Source organism: Streptococcus australis (assembly GCF_901543175.1).
Lineage (GTDB): Bacteria > Bacillota > Bacilli > Lactobacillales > Streptococcaceae > Streptococcus > Streptococcus australis_A.
The window spans coordinates 1,167,659-1,184,722 of the sequence record NZ_LR594040.1 but is presented as its reverse complement, the minus strand read 5'-3'; the positions used below and the strand labels follow the sequence as shown (position 1 = coordinate 1,184,722).

General features: G+C 41.8%; 20 protein-coding genes. 18 read left to right on the top strand and 2 right to left on the bottom strand.

What is annotated here, in order from left to right; all coding sequences use genetic code 11:
• Nucleotides 1-33 precede the first annotated feature (33 nt).
• Both ciaR and FGK98_RS05890 read left to right on the top strand, forming a co-directional pair.
• On the top strand, nucleotides 34-708 hold the full coding sequence (ciaR, locus tag FGK98_RS05895; protein WP_000590630.1) for a two-component system response regulator CiaR: 675 nt from the start codon (nucleotides 34-36) through the stop codon (nucleotides 706-708).
• A complete protein-coding gene (locus FGK98_RS05890) occupies nucleotides 698-2,035 on the top strand; it encodes a sensor histidine kinase (RefSeq protein ID WP_138100448.1) in 1,338 nt (445 codons plus the stop codon). The genes ciaR and FGK98_RS05890 overlap by 11 nt, the downstream gene beginning before the upstream one ends.
• 64 nt (nucleotides 2,036-2,099) lie before the next feature.
• Here FGK98_RS05890 and FGK98_RS05885 read toward each other — a convergent pair whose 3' ends face one another.
• A complete protein-coding gene (locus FGK98_RS05885) occupies nucleotides 2,100-2,384 on the bottom strand; it encodes a DUF3270 domain-containing protein (RefSeq protein ID WP_138100447.1) in 285 nt (94 codons plus the stop codon).
• Nucleotides 2,385-2,768: 384 nt separating this feature from the next.
• On the opposite strand from FGK98_RS05885, the gene FGK98_RS05880 reads away from it, so the two are divergent.
• From FGK98_RS05880 to deoD, 9 genes are all read left to right on the top strand, one after another.
• The gene (locus tag FGK98_RS05880) at nucleotides 2,769-3,824 is read left to right on the top strand and encodes an ABC transporter permease (protein WP_138100446.1); all 1,056 of its coding nucleotides are present in this window, start codon (nucleotides 2,769-2,771) and stop codon (nucleotides 3,822-3,824) included.
• 13 nt (nucleotides 3,825-3,837) lie between these two features.
• Nucleotides 3,838-4,518 (top strand): ABC transporter ATP-binding protein, encoded by a 681-nt coding sequence (locus FGK98_RS05875; protein WP_138100445.1) that lies wholly within the window; start codon nucleotides 3,838-3,840, stop codon nucleotides 4,516-4,518.
• Nucleotides 4,519-4,644: 126 nt separating this feature from the next.
• A complete protein-coding gene (locus FGK98_RS05870; protein WP_000411181.1) occupies nucleotides 4,645-5,574 on the top strand; it encodes a peptidase U32 family protein in 930 nt (309 codons plus the stop codon).
• 105 nt (nucleotides 5,575-5,679) lie between these two features.
• A complete protein-coding gene (rpiA, locus tag FGK98_RS05865) occupies nucleotides 5,680-6,363 on the top strand; it encodes a ribose-5-phosphate isomerase RpiA (protein WP_138100444.1) in 684 nt (227 codons plus the stop codon).
• Between the two features lie 13 nt (nucleotides 6,364-6,376).
• Nucleotides 6,377-7,588 (top strand): phosphopentomutase, encoded by a 1,212-nt coding sequence (locus FGK98_RS05860; protein WP_138100443.1) that lies wholly within the window; start codon nucleotides 6,377-6,379, stop codon nucleotides 7,586-7,588.
• Nucleotide 7,589: 1 nt separating this feature from the next.
• Nucleotides 7,590-8,150, top strand: a complete 561-nt coding sequence (locus FGK98_RS05855) for a DUF1697 domain-containing protein (protein ID WP_138100442.1) — start codon at nucleotides 7,590-7,592, stop codon at nucleotides 8,148-8,150.
• Nucleotides 8,147-8,956 carry a purine-nucleoside phosphorylase gene (locus tag FGK98_RS05850; protein WP_138100441.1) on the top strand — a complete coding sequence of 270 codons (810 nt, stop codon included), beginning with the start codon at nucleotides 8,147-8,149 and terminating at the stop codon, nucleotides 8,954-8,956. The genes FGK98_RS05855 and FGK98_RS05850 overlap by 4 nt, the downstream gene beginning before the upstream one ends.
• 4 nt (nucleotides 8,957-8,960) lie before the next feature.
• Complete coding sequence (locus tag FGK98_RS05845) at nucleotides 8,961-9,671, top strand: type 1 glutamine amidotransferase (RefSeq protein ID WP_138100440.1); 711 nt, start codon at nucleotides 8,961-8,963, stop codon at nucleotides 9,669-9,671.
• Nucleotides 9,672-9,926: 255 nt separating this feature from the next.
• Nucleotides 9,927-10,637: a purine-nucleoside phosphorylase gene (deoD, locus tag FGK98_RS05840; RefSeq protein WP_138100439.1), complete on the top strand. Its 711-nt coding sequence runs from the start codon at nucleotides 9,927-9,929 to the stop codon at nucleotides 10,635-10,637.
• A gap of 32 nt (nucleotides 10,638-10,669) precedes the next feature.
• On the opposite strand, the gene FGK98_RS05835 is transcribed toward deoD, so the two are convergent.
• A complete protein-coding gene (locus FGK98_RS05835) occupies nucleotides 10,670-12,325 on the bottom strand; it encodes an Rqc2 family fibronectin-binding protein (protein ID WP_138100438.1) in 1,656 nt (551 codons plus the stop codon).
• 104 nt (nucleotides 12,326-12,429) lie between these two features.
• Between FGK98_RS05835 and ybeY the strand changes: the two genes are divergently transcribed.
• The 7 genes from ybeY to rpmG are packed head-to-tail and all read left to right on the top strand — an operon-like array spanning nucleotide 12,430 to nucleotide 17,032.
• Nucleotides 12,430-12,927 carry an rRNA maturation RNase YbeY gene (gene ybeY / locus FGK98_RS05830; protein WP_138100437.1) on the top strand — a complete coding sequence of 166 codons (498 nt, stop codon included), beginning with the start codon at nucleotides 12,430-12,432 and terminating at the stop codon, nucleotides 12,925-12,927.
• Nucleotides 12,908-13,303: a diacylglycerol kinase family protein gene (locus tag FGK98_RS05825; RefSeq protein ID WP_138100436.1), complete on the top strand. Its 396-nt coding sequence runs from the start codon at nucleotides 12,908-12,910 to the stop codon at nucleotides 13,301-13,303. The genes ybeY and FGK98_RS05825 overlap by 20 nt, the downstream gene beginning before the upstream one ends.
• 16 nt (nucleotides 13,304-13,319) lie before the next feature.
• Entirely contained in the window at nucleotides 13,320-14,219 is a 900-nt protein-coding gene (era, locus tag FGK98_RS05820; protein ID WP_000143275.1) for a GTPase Era, read from the top strand.
• A gap of 48 nt (nucleotides 14,220-14,267) precedes the next feature.
• Complete coding sequence (gene mutM, locus FGK98_RS05815; RefSeq protein WP_138100435.1) at nucleotides 14,268-15,092, top strand: DNA-formamidopyrimidine glycosylase; 825 nt, start codon at nucleotides 14,268-14,270, stop codon at nucleotides 15,090-15,092.
• Nucleotides 15,092-15,697, top strand: a complete 606-nt coding sequence (gene coaE, locus FGK98_RS05810) for a dephospho-CoA kinase (protein ID WP_138100434.1) — start codon at nucleotides 15,092-15,094, stop codon at nucleotides 15,695-15,697. Before mutM ends, coaE begins: the two co-directional genes overlap by 1 nt.
• The gene (locus FGK98_RS05805; protein WP_138100433.1) at nucleotides 15,684-16,883 is read left to right on the top strand and encodes a multidrug efflux MFS transporter; all 1,200 of its coding nucleotides are present in this window, start codon (nucleotides 15,684-15,686) and stop codon (nucleotides 16,881-16,883) included. Before coaE ends, FGK98_RS05805 begins: the two co-directional genes overlap by 14 nt.
• Nucleotides 16,883-17,032 (top strand): 50S ribosomal protein L33, encoded by a 150-nt coding sequence (rpmG, locus tag FGK98_RS05800; protein ID WP_007519517.1) that lies wholly within the window; start codon nucleotides 16,883-16,885, stop codon nucleotides 17,030-17,032. The genes FGK98_RS05805 and rpmG overlap by 1 nt, the downstream gene beginning before the upstream one ends.
• Nucleotides 17,033-17,064: the final 32 nt, after the last annotated feature.

The following is a 17,064-nucleotide window of genomic DNA, read 5'->3' as shown; positions in this document are numbered from 1 at the left end:
TGGTATAATAATCATAACAAGGAGGAGTTTCTGATGATAAAAATCTTATTAGTAGAAGATGACCTAGGTCTGTCAAACTCAGTATTTGACTTTTTAGATGATTTTGCAGATGTCATGCAGGTCTTTGATGGTGAAGAAGGTCTCTACGAAGCTGAAAGTGGCGTCTATGACTTGATTTTGCTTGACCTGATGTTGCCTGAAAAAAATGGATTCCAAGTCTTGAAAGAATTGCGTGAAAAAGGAATTACGACACCAGTCCTTATCATGACTGCTAAGGAAAGTTTGGATGACAAAGGACATGGTTTTGAGTTGGGAGCGGATGACTACCTCACCAAACCTTTCTACCTAGAAGAACTCAAAATGCGGATCCAAGCCCTTCTCAAACGTTCAGGTAAGTTTAACGAAAACACCTTGACCTATGGGGACATTGTCGTCAACCTTTCAACGAATGAAGTTAAGGTGGAAGATACTCCTGTGGAACTGCTCGGAAAAGAGTTTGAGTTATTGGTTTACTTCCTTCAAAATCAAAATGTCATTCTTCCCAAGACACAAATTTTTGACCGTCTATGGGGATTTGATAGCGATACGACTATTTCTGTTGTAGAAGTCTATGTTTCAAAAGTTCGTAAGAAATTGAAGGGGACAGCCTTTGCTGAAAATCTTCAAACCTTGCGTAGTGTCGGGTATATTTTAAAAGATGTTCAATAAACTAAAAAAAACATGGTATGCAGATGATTTTAGCTATTTCATTCGAAACTTCGGAGTTTTCACCCTGATCTTCTCTGCTATGACCTTGATTATCCTTCAGGTCATGCACTCGAGTCTCTACACTTCTGTAGATGAAAAACTACAAGCCCTTAGCACTAGCCCTCAAGCTGTCATCCAATTAGCCCTTAATCGGGCAACTGAAGAAGTCAAAGATATTCAACCAGCAACAGCGGATGCCAGCAAGGCTGAAATCAAGCCCAATGTCAGCTCCAATACGGAAGTCTTGCTCTTTGACAAGGATTTTAATCAGCTCTTATTGGGCAATCGCTTTTTAGGCTTGGACAAGATCAAACTGGACAAGAAAGAGTTGAATCATATTCGGCAAATCCAAGTTGTCAATAGCTACGGTCAGGAAGAAACCTATCGAATGGTCTTGATGGAAACAAATTCGTCCACTGTTTCAAGCAACGTCAAATATGCGGCGGTCTTGATCAATACCAGCCAGCTTGAGCAAATCAGCCAAAACCATGAGCATTTAATCGTAGTGGTCATGGCCAGTTTCTGGCTCCTGTCGTTAATCGCTAGTGTTTACCTTGCCCGTGTCAGTGTCAAACCCTTGCTGGAAAGTATGCAAAAGCAGAAGTCCTTTGTTGAAAATGCGAGCCACGAACTGAGAACACCTTTGGCCGTTTTACAAAATCGTTTAGAAAATCTCTTTCGAAAACCAGAAGCGACGATCATGGAATCCAGCGAAAGTATTGCTTCGAGTCTCGAAGAAGTTCGCAACATGCGCTTCCTTACAACCAACCTTCTCAATTTAGCACGTCGAGATGATGGACTTAAGCCAGAAATAGCAGAAGTTTCTCCACAATTCTTTAAAACCACCTTTACCAACTATGAGTTAATTGCTTCTGAAAATGATCGAGTTTTTGACTATGAAAATCGGATTTATCGTCCCTTTATGACTGATCAGTTGCTCTTAAAACAACTCATGACCATCTTGTTTGATAATGCCATCAAGTATACTGAAGGAGATGGGAAAATTGAGTTTGTGGTTTATGCTACAGATCGCCACCTCTATCTAACAGTAGCGGATAATGGGATTGGAATCTCAGCTGCTGACAAGAAGAAAATCTTTGACCGTTTTTACCGTGTAGACAAGGCGAGAACCCGTCAGAAAGGTGGCTTTGGCCTTGGATTATCTTTGGCCAAGCAGATTGTTGATGCCTTACGAGGAACGATTAGCGTAAAAGATAACAAACCTAGAGGAACGATTTTTGAAGTTAAAGTCGCTATCCAATCTCCTCCAAAACGAAAGAATAAATAAAAAAGACAGTTTTATAACTGTCTTTTCAGATAACTAGAAAAGAGGTTGGTAGTAGTACCAATCTTTATTTTAAAATCTTTTGTTTAATAATCTTTCGTTGAAGTTGTAAAAGTGCGAAGCTTGTTCCCATAGCAGCGATAAATGACAAAGCTGTATTTAATTTTAAGGCCAAAAAGATAAAGCTAAAAAGCACCATAAAAATACAAAAACAAGCGATATTTACAAAAAATAAAATCTCTTTTAGGTTAGGGCCGACTGGGGCTTCAGGTGTGTAATCTTGGTAAAGCGGAGTTTGTTTTGATTCGGGAATTTGTTCAAACTCATAAGCTTCTAATTTTCTTGCGGGCATGATTCTCTCCTTAACAATACCTAACTATTTTATCATTTTTTATGCAGAGAATTGTTACAGAATGTTTACAAAACTACTAAAGTCTCTTATCATCTTCTAAGTCACTCTTCTTGACACCCACTAGAGAAAGTGATAGCATGGATGTTACACTTAAAACAGATGACCCGACCTTCTCTATTATAGATATACTGAGAAAGGAAAGGATAACTTATATAAATTGATAGCAAGCAAGTGCTTTTCCTAAGATGATTTGTTGAGTTGCTACCTGGATACTTTTGAAGAGTATTGGTAGGAGTTGTTTTGAATGGATGGAAGGACAGCGATTCTGTCTATTGGACTGGGTGGCCTTCTTGCTACCTCTGGGGAAAGTTAAAGGAGACAAGCATGTATCTTGCTATCAAAGAAATAGTACGAAACAAACTTCGATATAGTTTGATTCTAACTACCATTTTTCTTATCGCTTTTATGGTCTTTTTTATGACCAGTTTAGCTCTTGGTCTTGTGCGAAACAACCGGGCTGCGATTGATAATTGGCAAGCAACGGGTGTGGTTTTATCTGACTACGCAAATGATAATTTGACGGCATCTTTTATTCCTGAAAAGGACTACAAGGATAAAAATTCTGAAGAGGCTGCTCCATTGGGCTATATGTTCGCTGTGACCAATCTAGTCGATGATAGTGAAAAGGTCAATGTTTCCATCTTTGCTCAAAACTGGGACTCTTTTATCTCTCCTAGTTTAACGGAGGGAAGGTACCCTGAAGGGGATGATGAGGTTATCGTGGATCAGTCCTTTGAAAATTATGGAATTAAGCTAGGTGATGCCATTCAGCTCAATGGAAGCGAGGCAAGTTACAAGATTGTAGGCCTGACTCAAGGAAATAAGTTTTTTACCGAGCCTGTTGTCTTTACGAGTCTGACAACTTATTGGACCTTACAAGGAACCTTGAAAGCCAATCGTTCCATCTCTGCCTTGGTGTTGAAAAATGATATAGAAGTGGCTGGCGATGGACTGAAACAGATTTCCATCCCAAAAATGATATCGAAAATTCCTGGTTACACACCTCAGGTTAATGTGTTTTCAGGGATGATTCTTGCTATGATTGTCATCACAGGCTTGATTGTGGGTATTTTTGTTTATATTATTACCATCCAAAAACTAGGACTTTATGGAATAATGCGAGCTCAGGGAATACAGATCAAAACCATTGTATGGTCTCTTTTCTGTCAAATTTTCCTCCTAGCTGGTATGGGGATTGCTTTAGCCTTGCTTGCTATTGGTGGAGTGATTTTAGTCTTACCAGCTACCTTCTTTTTCTACCCAAGTTGGATAGCCTACTCTGTCCTAAGTTTGGTAATTTGCTTGATGGCCCTTCTAGGTGGTGTCATTTCACTTCCACGCTTGCTAAAGGTGGACCCGATTACTGCAATTGCAGAATGATAAGGAGAATTGTATGACAACATTGATAGAAATGAATCAAGTGACAAAAACCTACGGGGAAGGAAAGATGAAAGTCGTAGCCCTGCATGAGACGAATTTTCGGCTAAATGCGGGAGAGTTCGTAGCTATCGTTGGGCCTTCAGGTTCTGGAAAGACGACCTTTCTAACAACTCTAGGACAACTTCAGGAAGCTTCGAGTGGAAAGATTTTGGTAAAGGGGAAGGAAACAGGCAGTTTGACGGAGAAGGAAAAAACAGATCTCCGTTTTAGAGAGTTTGGCTTCATTCTCCAGGCTTCAAACTTAATTCCTTTTCTAACGGTCAAGGAACAGCTGGATTTGATTGACAGACTAGATAAGGGAAAAAATAGTAAAAGTGATCGAAAAGAGCTCTTTGACTTGTTGGATTTGACAAAAGTACAAGATCATTATCCCAAGGCTTTATCAGGTGGTGAACGTCAACGTGCGGCGATTGCTAGAGCGCTTTATAACAATCCGAGCATCGTTCTTGCAGATGAGCCGACAGCAAGTCTAGATACCCAGCGTGCTTACCAAGTAACGGAGATGTTGGCTGCTATTGCCCATGAACAAGGAAGAGGAGTTGTTATTATTACGCATGATACTCGTCTTCTTGATAAGGTTGATCGTATTTATGTCATGAATGATGGCCACCTAGTTGAAGAAACACACGCATAAAAAAGAAAATGGACGGTGCTGGTTACTGTTCACTTTTTGATTGCAAACTTTAAAAAAGACTTTGACTTTTTATAAAACTCCTAGTATTCATAGCTGATTTTTGAGAAATGTGGTATAATTTTTCTTATGGAAAAGATTATTATTACAGCAACTGCTGAAAGTATTGAACAAGTTGAACAACTACTCGAAGCTGGCGTAGACCGTATCTATGTTGGTGAGAAAGATTTTGGTCTTCGTCTGCCAACAACCTTTAGCTATGAAGAGTTACGCACCATCGCTAAGTTGGTTCATGAAGCAGGCAAGGAATTGATTGTTGCAGTTAATGCCCTCATGCACCAAGATATGATGGACCGTATCAAGCCTTTCCTAGACTTCTTGGAAGAAATCAAGACAGACTATATTACTGTTGGAGATGCAGGTGTCTTTTACGTGGTAAACCGTGATGGCTACTCCTTTAAAACCATCTACGATGCTTCAACTATGGTGACAAGCAGTCGTCAGATTAACTTTTGGGGTCAAAAGGCTGGTGCATCTGAGGCGGTTTTGGCGCGTGAAATTCCATCTGCTGAGCTCTTCAAGATGCCAGAAATTTTGGAAATTCCTGCTGAAGTCTTGGTTTACGGAGCTAGCGTCATTCACCATTCTAAGCGTCCGCTCTTACAAAACTACTATAACTTTACACATATCGATGATGAAAAGACACGTAAACGTGACCTCTTCTTGGCGGAACCGAGCGACCCAGAGAGCCATTACTCTATCTTTGAGGATAATCATGGTACCCACATCTTTGCCAACAATGACCTTGATTTGATGACTAAATTGACAGAATTAGTAGAACATGGTTTCACTCACTGGAAGCTAGAAGGACTTTATACACCTGGTCAGAATTTTGTAGAAATTGCTAAACTTTTTATTCAAGCGCGTGGCTTGATCCAAGAGGGGAATTTCAGTCATGACCAAGCCTTCTTGTTAGATGAGGAAGTGCGCAAGTTACACCCTAAAAACCGTTTCCTCGATACAGGATTCTATGACTACGATCCTGATATGGTTAAATAGGACACCAAAACCCGAAATAAAAATGTTCGGGTTTTTCAAGTGTATTCATGAAATAAAAACGGATACATGTTATAATAAAAGTAGCTCTTTAATGGAGGTATTTAAGTGGAGAATCTGAAAAAGATGGCAGGTATCAAGGCTGCTGAGTTTGTCAAGGATGGTATGATTGTCGGACTCGGTACTGGATCAACTGCCTACTATTTCGTAGAAGAAATCGGTCGTCGGATTAAGGAAGAAGGTTTGCAGATTACTGCTGTAACGACTTCCAGTGTGACCAGTAAACAGGCTGAAGGTCTTAACATCCCGCTCAAGTCGATTGATCAAGTGGACTTTGTCGATGTGACAGTCGATGGAGCGGATGAAGTAGACAGCCAGTTCAACGGGATCAAAGGCGGTGGTGGTGCCCTTCTGATGGAGAAGGTTGTCGCAACGCCCTCAAAAGAATACATTTGGGTGGTTGATGAAAGCAAACTAGTAGAGAAACTAGGTGCTTTTAAATTGCCAGTAGAAGTGGTTCAGTATGGATCAGAACAGGTCTTTCGTCGATTTGAGCGAGCTGGCTACAAACCAAGTTTCCGTGAAAAAGACGGCCAACGTTTTGTGACCGATATGCAGAACTTTATCATTGACCTAGCCTTGGATGTCATTGAAGATCCGATTGCCTTTGGGCAAGAATTGGACCATGTTGTTGGTGTCGTAGAGCATGGCTTGTTCAACCAAATGGTGGATAAGGTCATCGTTGCTGGACGAGACGGTGTTCAGATTTTAACTTCAACAAAAGGGAAATAAAAGGAGACACACTATGTCAAAATTTAATCGAATTCACTTGGTGGTACTGGATTCCGTGGGAATCGGTGCTGCACCAGATGCCAATAACTTTGTCAATGCAGGAGTTCCAGACGGAGCTTCTGACACACTGGGACACATTTCAAAAACAGTTGGTTTGAATGTGCCAAACATGGCTAAAATCGGTCTAGGAAATATTCCTCGTGAAACGCCGTTGAAGACTGTTCCAGCAGAAAGCAATCCAACAGGATATGTGACGAAATTGGAAGAAGTATCTCTTGGTAAGGATACCATGACTGGACACTGGGAAATTATGGGCCTTAACATTACAGAACCTTTCGATACTTTCTGGAATGGATTCCCAGAAGAAATCTTGACAAAGATCGAAGAATTTTCCGGACGCAAGGTCATTCGTGAAGCCAACAAACCTTACTCAGGAACAGCTGTTATCGATGATTTTGGACCACGTCAAATGGAAACTGGGGAGTTGATTATCTATACTTCAGCTGACCCAGTCTTGCAAATTGCTGCCCACGAAGATATCATTCCTTTGGATGAACTGTATCGTATTTGTGAATACGCTCGTTCGATTACCCTTGAGCGTCCTGCTCTTCTAGGTCGTATCATTGCCCGTCCATATGTAGGTGAGCCTGGTAACTTCACTCGTACAGCAAACCGTCGTGACTTGGCTGTATCCCCATTTGCACCAACTGTTTTGGATAAATTGAACGAAGCTGGCATCGATACTTACGCCGTTGGTAAAATCAACGATATCTTTAACGGCGCTGGTATCAATCATGACATGGGCCACAACAAGTCAAACAGCCACGGAATTGATACATTATTGAAGACCATGGGACTTGCTGAGTTTGAAAAAGGATTCTCCTTCACAAACTTAGTTGACTTTGATGCCCTTTACGGCCACCGCCGCAATGCTCATGGTTACCGTGATTGCTTGCATGAGTTTGATGAACGCTTGCCTGAAATTATCGCAGCCATGAGAGAGAATGATCTTCTCTTGATTACAGCGGACCATGGAAATGACCCAACCTATGCAGGAACAGACCACACTCGTGAATATATTCCACTTTTAGCTTACAGCCCTAGCTTTAAGGGAAATGGTGTCATTCCAGTTGGACATTTTGCAGATATCTCAGCGACAGTTGCAGATAACTTTGGTGTTGAAACTGCCATGATTGGGGAAAGTTTCTTAGATAAATTGGTATAAGATGACGCGCTATGCTTTACTGGTAAGGGGCATTAATGTCGGTGGGAAAAATAAGGTTGTTATGGCGCAACTTCGTCAAGAATTGACAGAGTTGGGACTGGAAAAAGTTGATACCTACATCAACAGTGGCAATATTTTCTTTACTTCGACAGATCCCAAAGCCCAATTGGTTGAAAAGTTAGAGGATTTCTTTGCAGTCCATTATCCATTTATTCAGAGCTTTTCCTTGCTGAGTCAGGAAGATTATGAAGCAGAGCTGAAGAATCTGCCAAATTGGTGGACCAAAGACCTGGCTCGAAAAGATGTCCTCTTTTATACAGAAGGCTTGGATGTGGATCAAGTCATTGAGAAAGTTGAAAGTTTGGAACTGAAAGATGAAGTGGTTCGTTTTGGAAGACTTGGGATTTTCTGGGGGAAATTCTCTGAAGAATCCTACTATGCAACTGCCTATCACAAGTACTTGCTCAAGATGCCTTTTTATCGCAACATCACCATTCGCAATGCAAAAACCTTTGACAAAATCGGTCAAATGCTAAAAAATAATAAAGGAGACACAGAATGACATTTTTAGATAAGATCAAGGAAACAGCTGCTTTCCTGAAAGATAAGGGAATCCAAGCGCCTGAGTTCGGTTTAATCCTTGGATCAGGACTTGGAGAATTAGCAGAAGAAATCGAAAATCCAGTTGTAGTAGATTATACAGACATTCCAAACTGGGGCCGCTCTACAGTAGTCGGACACGCTGGAAAATTGGTATATGGTGAACTTGCAGGCCGCAAGGTCTTGGCTCTTCAAGGTCGTTTCCATTTCTATGAAGGAAATCCTCTTGAAGTCGTGACTTTCCCGGTACGTGTGATGAAAGTTCTCGGATGTGAAGGTGTCATTGTAACCAATGCTGCTGGTGGTATTGGTTATGGACCTGGTACCTTGATGGTTATCTCAGACCATATCAATATGACGGGGCAAAACCCATTGATGGGTGAAAACTTGGATGACTTTGGTCCACGTTTCCCAGATATGTCTAAAGCCTACACACCAGAATACCGTACTACTGCCCATGAAGTTGCTAAAAAACTTGGTATCAAGCTTGATGAAGGTGTCTATATCGGTGTAACCGGTCCGACTTATGAAACACCAGCAGAAATTCGTGCCTATAAGACATTGGGTGCAGATGCAGTTGGTATGTCCACTGTTCCTGAAGTTATCGTAGCAGCCCACTCAGGCTTGAAAGTTCTAGGAATTTCATGTATCACTAACCACGCTGCTGGTTTCCAAGAGGAACTCAACCATGAGGAAGTGGTTGAAGTAACAGAGCGTGTCAAAGGTGATTTCAAAGGCTTGCTTAAAGCTATTATTGTTGAATTGTAATGTCATGAGAGTTCACTTTATTTTACATGAAACATTTGAGGTTCCGGGTGCTTATCTAAAATGGGCTCTGGAACGAGGTCATCACATTACATCAACAAAGGTTTATGAAAAAGAACCTCTTCCTGAAACAATTGACGGAATTGATTTTCTGATTGTTATGGGTGGTCCTCAATCACCTGATGAGGATAGAGAAAACTTCCCATACTATGATCCAAAGGCTGAGCTTGCTTTTATGAAAGAAGCGATTGCTGCAGATATTTATATTGTTGGTGTCTGTCTTGGTGCGCAGCTCCTATCTGTTGCCTATGGTGCGAAGTATGAACATAGTCCAGAGCGCGAGATCGGCGTTTATCCTGTGACATTGACGATGCAAGGTCTAACAGATCCTCATGTCAGCTTGTTCGGAGAAACCTTAGAAACCGGCCACTGGCACGGTGATATGCCAGGGCTGACAGAGGATGCTGTTGTTCTTGCGACCAGTCAAGGTTGTCCACGTCAGATTATTCGCTTCAGTCCGAAACATTATGCCTTTCAGGCCCATTTGGAATTTGATCCAGAAGCAATAGAACTCTTAATTACTGCGGATGGTGAAGCTGTTTTGGAGGAACAAAGTCAAAATCTGACTTTTGTTCAAAAACCTGAAACTATTCGTAACTACGATTATCGAGAAATGAATGCGGAACTCTATACATTTTTGAATTCATTAACAAGTTAAAAATAACAGAAAGGTAGAGCGTGTGTTCAGATTTGAACACGAGCGGAAAACTTTTCTAAAAACATTGAAAGGTAGGGTAGTTTGGTTTTGAATTGAACCCGTGCTATTCTCCTATTTATCATCTAAATTAAGAAAGAAAGGAATTGAACCCCCCCTAAAAGCAGTGGGAAAAAGATAGTTGGTCTAGCGAGCATCGCTCACTGCACCCAACTCCTATTTTCCCTTTGCTTTTTGACGGGTTTGGTATCTTATATTATGTCTATCCATATTGCTGCTAAGCAGGGTGAAATTGCTGATAAAATTCTTCTTCCGGGGGATCCTCTTCGTGCTAAGTTTATTGCGGAGAACTTCCTTGAAGATGCTGTTTGTTTTAACCAAGTGCGGAACATGTTTGGTTACACTGGTACTTACAAGGGTCACCGTGTATCTGTCATGGGAACTGGTATGGGAATGCCATCAATCTCTATCTATGCACGCGAGTTGATTGTGGATTACGGTGTGAAGAAATTGATTCGTGTGGGAACTGCTGGTTCTTTGAATGAAGATGTTCACGTCCGTGAATTGGTCTTGGCACAGGCTGCTGCAACCAATTCAAACATCATCCGCAACGACTGGCCACAGTATGATTTTCCACAAATCGCTAGTTTTGATTTGTTAGACAAGGCCTACCATATCGCTAAAGAACTCGGTATGACAACCCACGTTGGGAACGTCTTGTCATCAGATGTCTTTTATTCAAACTATTTTGAAAAGAACATCGAACTTGGTAAATGGGGAGTTAAGGCTGTGGAAATGGAAGCAGCAGCTCTTTACTATCTTGCTGCCCAACACCACGTTGATGCACTTGCTATCATGACCATTTCTGATAGCTTGGTCAATCCAGATGAAGACACTACGGCAGAAGAACGCCAAAATACCTTCACCGATATGATGAAGGTTGGTTTGGAAACCTTGATTGCAGAGTAAATTGTAAACGAAAATCCTGATTTCACTTGAAATCAGGATTTTTTCATAGATGCGATTTTTTCTGGGTCTGGTGTGACACGGAGGGTCTTTTGTCTAGTATAAGTAACAAAACCGGGTTTGCCACCTGTTGGTTTGTTGAGTTTTTTAACTTCAATCATATCCACCTGAACTAGATTTGACAAGCGCCCTTTGGAGAAGTAGGCAGCTAGTTCGGCCGCATCTGTCTTCACTTCGTCAGAAGGATTAAGATTTCCTGAGATGACGACATGGCTTCCAGGAATATCCTTGGCATGGAACCAAAGTTCTTCCTTGCGGGCCATTTTAAAGGTCAATTCTTCGTTTTGAAGATTGTTTCGACCGACATAGATAATGGTCTTGCCATCGCTCGCCAGATATTGTTCTGGTTTTTTGCGTTTCTGGATTTTTTCACGTTGGCGTCTTCTAATGAAACCTGTTTGGATCAATTCTTCACGGATTTCAGCGATTTCCTCCAGTCCAGCTTGGTTGAGAACCGTTTCAACGCTTTCCAGATAAAGAATGGTGGCCTTGGTTTCTTCAATCAGTTCAGTCAGATATTTGACAGCTTCTTTGAGCTTCTGGTAACGTTTAAAATAGCGTTGGGCATTCTGGCTGGGAGTTAGTGCCTTATCAAGAGCAATTGTGATAGGCTGATTGGTGTAGTAGTTGTCCAAGGTAACCTGATCTTGGTCATTAGGTACTTGATGAAGGAAGGTTGTCAACAATTCCCCTTTTTGACGAAATTCCTCAGCATTGTCTGTCGCCAGTAACTCTTTTTCTTGTTTTTTCAGCTTATGTCGATTTTTCTGAAGTTCATTTTCAACACGACGAATCAGTTCACTGGCTTGCTGTTTGACGCGATCGCGCTCGGCCTTGTCTTTGTAGTAGGTATCCAGAAGATCAGAAAGACTGGCAAAAGGCTCTCCTACACGATTCGCAAAAGGAACTGGGCTGAAAGAAGTCTCTGTCAAAAATGGTTTGCTTGCTTGACTGAAAAAGTTACGGAAAGTTGATAGTTTATCATGAACCAATAGACTTTCCAGTTCGTTTGCCGTATCACGACCTAGACCTTGAAAGAGGCTTTGAAGATTTTTTGCTGTTAATTCCTTTGTTTGCAGGATTTCAAAGAGTTTCTCATCCTTGACTGTAAAAGGATTGAGAGACTCGGTACTTGGCGGAGCGATATAGCTTGAGCCTGGCAGTAAGGTGCGGTAGCTATTTTGTGAAAAGCCTACGTGTTTGATGACTTCGAGGATTTTGTGGTTACTTTTATCGACAAGAAGAATATTGCTGTGTTTCCCCATAATCTCGATAATCAAGGTAGCCTGGATATGATCCCCAATTTCGTTTTTATTGGAAACTGTTAGTTCTACGATTCGGTCATTTTCGATTTGCTCGATGGACTCAATTACGGCGCCTTGTAAATATTTTCTCAAAACCATGATAAAAGTAGAAGGTTGGGCTGGATTTTCAAAGGTCGTTTGGGTCAGCTGAATGCGTCCAAAAACGGGATGGGCAGAAAGGAGCAGGCGATGGCTTTGGCGATTGTTGCGGATTTGCAAGACCAACTCTTGTTCAAAAGGCTGATTGATTTTCTGAATGCGACCATTGACCAACTCGCATCGCAATTCCTCAACCATGTGGTGTAAAAAAAATCCGTCAAATGACATCGTTCTCTCCTTGTGATTGTATTCCATAGTATTATATCAAAAAGGTAGAATAAAATCATGGAAATATGGTATAATAAAGCCAAGTAAAGAGAATCGAGAAGTACATGTATATTGAAATGGTAGATGAAACTGATCAAGTTTCACAAGAAATCTTGCAACAAACCCAAGAGATTTTGGAATTTGCTGCCCAAAAAATAGGAAAAGAAGACAAGGAGATGGCAGTTACTTTTGTGACCAACGAGCGTAGCCACGAACTCAACCTCGAGTACCGTGATACAGATCGTCCGACAGATGTCATTAGCCTTGAATATAAGCCAGAATTGGACATTTCCTTTGATGAGGAAGATTTGCTTGAAAATCCTGAATTAGCAGAGATGATGTCTGAGTTTGATGCCTATATTGGGGAGCTTTTCATCTCTATCGATAAAGCGCATGAGCAGGCTAAGGAATACGGTCACAGCTTTGAGCGTGAGATGGGCTTCTTGGCAGTACACGGCTTTTTACATATCAACGGCTACGATCACTACACTCCGGAAGAAGAAGCGGAGATGTTCGGTTTACAAGAAGAAATTTTGACAGCCTATGGACTCACAAGACAATAAACGAAAATGGAAAAATCGTGACCTGATATCCAGTTTAGAATTTGCCATCACAGGGATTTTGACTGCTATCAAGGAAGAACGCAATATGCGAAAACATGCAGTGACGGCTCTAGTAGTTATCCTTGCAGGTTTTGTTTTTCAGGTATCACGAATCGAATGGCTCTTTCTCCTAATGAGCATTTTCTTAGTAGTAGCCTTTGAAATTATTAATTCTGCTATCGAAAATGTGGTGGATCTAGCCAGTCACTATCACTTTTCTATGTTGGCAAAGAAAGCCAAGGACATGGCAGCAGGTGCCGTTCTAGTGGTCTCTCTTTTTGCTGCAGTGACAGGTGCACTTATCTTTATCCCGCGCATTTGGGATATACTATTTTAAACAATAAGAGGAAATTATGACATTTAAATCAGGCTTTGTAGCCATTTTGGGACGTCCCAATGTTGGGAAGTCAACCTTTTTGAATCACGTCATGGGGCAAAAGATTGCCATCATGAGTGACAAGGCGCAGACAACGCGCAATAAAATCATGGGGATTTACACCACGGATAAGGAGCAAATCGTCTTTATTGACACACCAGGTATTCACAAGCCTAAAACAGCTCTTGGTGATTTCATGGTGGAATCTGCCTACAGTACCCTTCGTGAAGTGGATACTGTTCTCTTCATGGTGCCAGCTGATGAGCCACGTGGTAAGGGCGACGACATGATTATCGAGCGTCTGAAAGCTGCCAAGGTTCCTGTGATTCTGGTGGTGAATAAGATTGATAAGGTTCATCCTGATCAGCTCTTGGCTCAGATTGATGATTTCCGTAACCAGATGGACTTCAAGGAGATTGTTCCAATTTCAGCCCTTCAGGGAAATAACGTTTCTCGTCTAATTGACATCCTTAGTGAAAATCTGGAGGAAGGTTTCCAGTACTTTCCGTCTGATCAAATCACAGACCACCCAGAGCGATTCCTAGTTTCAGAAATGATTCGTGAGAAGGTCTTGCACCTAACTCGTGAAGAGATTCCTCACTCAGTTGCCGTAGTGGTTGACTCCATGAAGCGTGACGAAGAGACCGACAAGGTTCACATCCGCGCAACTATTATGGTCGAGCGCGATAGTCAGAAAGGGATCATCATCGGAAAAGGTGGCGCTATGCTCAAGAAAATTGGGACCATGGCCCGTCGTGATATCGAACTCATGCTAGGGGATAAGGTTTTCCTAGAAACTTGGGTTAAGGTCAAGAAAAACTGGCGTGATAAAAAGCTAGATTTGGCTGACTTTGGCTATAATGAAAAAGAATACTAAGTAGAGGTGGGCTCATGCCTGCTTCTTGTTTTTACAGAAGGAGGATTTATGCCTGAATTACCTGAGGTTGAAACCGTTCGTCGTGGCTTAGAGAAATTAATTTTGGGAAAGAAGATTTCTAGTATAGAGATTGCTTATCCTAAGATGATCAAGACAGATTTGGATGAGTTTCAAAAGGAATTGCCTGGTCAGATTGTTGAGTCCATGGGGCGCCGTGGAAAATATTTACTTTTTTACCTGACAAACAAGGTCTTGATTTCCCATCTGCGGATGGAGGGCAAGTATTTCTACTATCCGGATCAGGTTCCTGAATGCAAGCATGCCCATGTTTTCTTCCATTTTGAGGATGGCGGCACTCTTGTATATGAGGACGTACGCAAGTTTGGAACTATGGAACTGCTGTCACCTGACCTTTTGGAAGCCTACTTTGTTTCTAAAAAATTAGGCCCTGAGCCAAGAGAGCAGGACTTTGATTTGCAGTCCTTCCAAGCTGCCCTAGCCAAATCTAAAAAGCCTATCAAATCCCACCTCCTAGACCAAACCTTGGTCGCTGGTCTTGGAAATATCTATGTGGATGAGGTCCTCTGGCGAGCTCAGGTCCATCCAGCAAGACCTTCGCAAACTTTGACAGCAGCAGAAGCGTCAGCTATTCATGATCAGATCATTGCTGTTTTGGGACAGGCAGTTGAAAAGGGCGGCTCTACCATTCGAACCTATACCAATGCCTTTGGGGAAGACGGAACCATGCAGGACTTCCATCAGGTCTATGATAAGACTGGACAAGCATGTTCCCGCTGTGGCACCCTCATTGAGAAATTCCAGCTCGGTGGACGAGGAACTCATTTTTGTCCTCAGTGTCAAAGGAGGGGCTGATGGGAAAAATTATCGGGATCACAGGAGGAATTGCCTCAGGTAAGTCAACTGTGACAAATTTCCTAAGAGAAAAAGGCTTTCAAGTGGTCGATGCTGACGCAGTCGTCCACCAACAACAAAAACCTGGAGAGCGCCTATATCAGGTCTTAGTTCAGCACTTTGGACAGGAAATTATCTTAGAAAATGGAGAACTCAATCGCCCTCTCCTAGCTAGTCTCATCTTCTCAAATCCAGAAGAGCGGGAATGGTCTAAGCAAACCCAAGGAGAGATTATTCGTGAGGAACTGGCTGTACTAAGAGAACAGTTGGCTCAGACAGAAGCGATTTTTTTCATGGATATTCCTCTGCTTTTTGAGCAGAACTATGCCAACTGGTTTGATGAAACGTGGCTGGTCTATGTGGACCATGATATCCAATTAGAACGTTTCATGAAACGGGATCATCTTTCTAAGGAAGTAGCGGAGTCCCGTCTGGCAGCCCAGTGGTCTTTAGAAGAAAAGAAAAAATTGGCGAGTCATATATTAGATAATAATGGCAGTCGTGACCAGCTTGTGGGGCAAGTAGTGAAGTTACTTGAAGGAGGCGATAGCTGTGCAAGAGATTAGTTGGAAAGATAATCTTCGTGTCGCCTGGTTCGGTAGTTTTCTAACGGGAGCCAGTATTTCCTTGGTCGTCCCTTTTATGCCTATCTTTGTAGAGCAGTTGGGAATCGAGAGTGACCAAGTTGCTTTCTATGCTGGATTAGCCATCTCAGTTTCGGCTGTTTCAGCAGCTTTGATTTCTCCTATCTGGGGTATTCTTGCTGACAAGTACGGTCGTAAACCCATGATGATTCGAGCTGGCCTTGCCATGACCATCACTATGGGAGGTTTGGCCTTCGTGCCGAATATCTATTGGTTAATCTTTCTTAGGTTACTAAATGGCGTATTTACAGGTTTCGTACCGAATGCGACAGCTTTAATAGCCAGTCAAGTCCCCAAGGATAAGTCTGGCTATGCTTTGGGGACTTTATCAACTGGAGTAGTAGCTGGAACCCTAACGGGCCCCTTTGTAGGTGGCTTGATTGCTGAAATTTTTGGTATTCGCAATGTCTTTTTATTGGTGGGTGCTTTCCTATTTTTAGCTGCAATCCTAACCATTTTCTTTATCAAGGAAGATTTTCGACCAGTGGCTAAGGAGAAGGCAATACCAACAAAAGAGTTGTTTAGTTCTATTAAACACTCTCATCTTTTGATTAATTTGTTTTTAACCAGCTTTGTCATTCAATTTTCAGCTCAATCAATTGGTCCTATCCTGGCTCTCTATGTGCGGGACTTAGGGCAGACTGAAAATCTCCTCTTTGTATCTGGTTTGATAGTATCGAGTATGGGATTTTCTAGCATGATGAGTGCTGGAGTGATGGGAAAACTAGGAGATAAGGTGGGAAATCATAGACTTTTAGTTGCAGCGCAGGTTTATTCAGTCATCATTTACCTTCTTTGTGCCCATGCAACCAGCCCCATTCAACTTGGCTTGTATCGTTTTCTATTTGGTTTGGGAACGGGTGCTCTGATACCAGGTGTTAATGCATTGCTTAGTAAGATGACTCCCAAAGCAGGCATTTCAAGGATTTTTGCCTTTAATCAAGTCTTTTTCTACCTTGGGGGTGTTGTTGGTCCCATGACTGGTTCAGTAGTAGCAGGGCAATTTGGCTACCACTCTGTTTTTTATGCGACAGCAGCCTGTGTGGCTTTCAGTTGTTTATTTAACTTAGTTCAATTTAGATCATTATTAAAAGTAAAGGAAATCTAGTGCGAGTAAAAATTAATCTCAAATGCTCCTCTTGTGGCAGCATGAATTATCTAACTAGTAAGAACTCAAAAACCCATCCAGACAAGATTGAAGTTTTAAAGTATTGTCCAAAGGAAAGAAAAGTAACCCTACATCTTGAATCTAAGTAGAATTTATGGTAAAATAGTAGGGATTTTAAGGA